This window comes from Halomonas urumqiensis, from assembly GCF_003028575.1.
GTDB classification, from domain to species: Bacteria; Pseudomonadota; Gammaproteobacteria; order Pseudomonadales; family Halomonadaceae; genus Halomonas; species Halomonas urumqiensis.
Genome location: NZ_PYUD01000020.1, coordinates 1,854 through 4,985, shown reverse-complemented (window position 1 = coordinate 4,985; position 3,132 = coordinate 1,854). Strand labels below are relative to the sequence as shown.

Here is a 3,132-nt window from a genome sequence, read left to right as displayed (position 1 = left end):
CTCAAAACTGGATAACGCGTCGATCCACGAAGATCAGTGTCCTGGTGTTGCCGTTGTTCTTGGTTAAGTCCTCGATCGATTAGTATCCCTCAGCTTCACGTGTCGCCACGCGTCCACCCGGGACCTATCTACCTTCTCATCTCGAAGGGATCTTATCACTTGCGTGAAGGGAAATCTCATCTTGAGGGGGGCTTCATGCTTAGATGCTTTCAGCACTTATCCCGTCCACACGTAGCTACCCAGCTATGCTCCTGGCGGAACAACTGGTACACCAGCGGTGTGTCCATCCCGGTCCTCTCGTACTAAGGACAGCTCCTCTCAAATTTCCTGCGCCCGCGACGGATAGGGACCGAACTGTCTCACGACGTTCTGAACCCAGCTCGCGTGCCGCTTTAATGGGCGAACAGCCCAACCCTTGGGACCTACTTCAGCCCCAGGATGCGACGAGCCGACATCGAGGTGCCAAACCTCCCCGTCGATGTGGACTCTTGGGAGAGATTAGCCTGTTATCCCCAGGGTAGCTTTTATCCGTTGAGCGACGGCCCTTCCATACGGTGCCGCCGGATCACTAAGCCCGACTTTCGTCCCTGCTCGACCTGTATGTCTCGCAGTCAAGCTCCCTTCTGCCTTTGCACTCTTCGAATGATTTCCAACCATTCTGAGGGAACCGTTGGGCGCCTCCGTTACTGTTTAGGAGGCGACCGCCCCAGTCAAACTGCCCACCTGACACTGTCCCTGGCCCGGATCACGGGCCGAGGTTAGGATGTTCAAACAGCCAGGGTAGTATCCCACCGATGCCTCCCCCGAAGCTGGCGCTCCGGGTTCCAAGGCTCCTACCTATCCTGTACAAGCTGTTCCAACACCCAATATCAAGCTGCAGTAAAGCTCCATGGGGTCTTTCCGTCCTGTCGCGGGTAACCTGCATCTTCACAGGTAATATAATTTCACCGGGTCTCTCGTTGAGACAGTGCCCAAATCGTTGCACCTTTCGTGCGGGTCGGAACTTACCCGACAAGGAATTTCGCTACCTTAGGACCGTTATAGTTACGGCCGCCGTTTACTGGGGCTTCAATTCAGCGCTTCTCCCGTAAGGGATAACGCCTCCTCTTAACCTTCCAGCACCGGGCAGGTGTCAGCCCCTATACATCGCCTTGCGGCTTGGCAGAGACCTGTGTTTTTGATAAACAGTCGTTTGGGCCTAGTCACTGCGGCTCCCCCGGGCATACACCCCAGGGAGCACTCCTTCTCCCGAAGTTACGGAGTCATTTTGCCGAGTTCCTTAACGAGAGTTCTCCCGCGCGTCTTAGAATTCTCATCCCGCCTACCTGTGTCGGTTTGCGGTACGGGCACCGGTTTCCTCACTAGAGGCTTTTCTCGGCAGTGTAGAATCGGGGTCTTCGGTACTGTATTTCCCTCGCGGTCACCGCTCAGCCTCGTGGAGCACGGATTTGCCTGTGCTCCGGCCTTGCCAGCTTCGACGCACACTTCCAATCGTGCGCACACCCTATCTTCCTGCGTCCCCCCATTGTTCAAACGGAAACGCGGTGGTACAGGAATCTCCACCTGTTTGCCATCGCCTACGCCTTTCGGCCTCGGCTTAGGACCCGACTTACCCTGAGCGGACGAGCCTTCCTCAGGAACCCTTAGGCTTTCGACGGAGGGGATTCTCACCCCTCTTTTCGCTACTCATACCGGCATTCTCACTTCCAGGCGCTCCACCGGTCCTTCCGGTCCGGCTTCTCGGCCCCTGGAACGCTCCCCTACCACGGACACCCGAAGGTGTCCATCCATAGCTTCGGTGATACGTTTAGCCCCGGTACATTTTCGGCGCAGAGTCACTCGACCAGTGAGCTATTACGCACTCTTTCAATGATGGCTGCTTCTAAGCCAACATCCTGGTTGTCTAAGCAACTCCACATCCTTTTCCACTTAACGTATACTTGGGGACCTTAGCTGATGGTCTGGGCTGTTTCCCTCTTGACTACGGATCTTAGCACTCGCAGTCTGACTCCCGGAGAGAAGTATCTGGCATTCGGAGTTTGACTGAATTCGGTAATCCTGTAGGGACCCCTCGTCCAATCAGTGCTCTACCTCCAGTACTCTCGCTCCGAGGCTAGCCCTAAAGCTATTTCGGGGAGAACCAGCTATGTCCGAGTTCGATTGGCATTTCACCCCTACCCACACCTCATCCCCGCACTTTTCAACGTGCGTGGGTTCGGGCCTCCATCCAGTGTTACCTGGACTTCACCCTGGACATGGGTAGATCACCCGGTTTCGGGTCTACAACCACGTACTATATCGCCCTGTTCAGACTCGCTTTCGCTGCGGCTCCGCCTTTTCGGCTTAACCTTGCACGGGATCGTAACTCGCCGGTTCATTCTACAAAAGGCACGCTGTCACCCGTAAATGGGCTCCAACTACTTGTAGGCACACGGTTTCAGGATCTATTTCACTCCCCTCCCGGGGTGCTTTTCACCTTTCCCTCACGGTACTGGTTCACTATCGGTCACTAGGGAGTATTTAGCCTTGGGAGATGGTCCTCCCGGATTCCGACGGGGTTTCTCGTGTCCCGCCGTACTCAGGATCCACTCCGGAGGAGGGGCAGTGTCGAGTACAGGGCTGTTACCTTGTCCCGCGGGCCGTTCCAGGCCGCTTCCTCTACTGCTCCTCTTGGTAACTCCAATGGAGTGTCCTACAACCCCGGAAGGGAAACCCTTCCGGTTTGGGCTGTTTCCGTTTCGCTCGCCGCTACTCAGGAAATCGCGTTTGCTTTCTCTTCCTCCGGGTACTAAGATGTTTCAGTTCCCCGGGTCTGCCTTCCGCTGCCCTATTGATTCAGGCAGGGATCTCATCCCATTACGGATGAGGGGTTCCCCCATTCGGAAATCTCCGGGTCAACGCTTACTTACAGCTCGCCGGAGCATATCGGTGTTCGTCCCGTCCTTCGTCGGCTCCTAGTGCCAAGGCATCCACCGTGCGCCCTTTCTTCCTTAACCAATACACATACCGCTGGTATGTGTTCTGGACGTCGTTTCAGTCTGGCATTCCAAGACACCCGGAATCACTCGCTTTTATCAAACGATGATCCGGTGATCTTCGTGTTTCTTGCGTTATCCAGTTTTCAAAGGACGC

The 3,132-nt window shown here is 55.6% G+C and carries 1 rRNA gene; it reads right to left on the bottom strand.

What is annotated here, in order from left to right:
* Positions 1-59 precede the first annotated feature (59 nt).
* Positions 60-2,996, bottom strand: a 23S ribosomal RNA gene (locus C6V82_RS17965).
* Between the last annotated feature and the right edge of the window lie 136 nt (positions 2,997-3,132).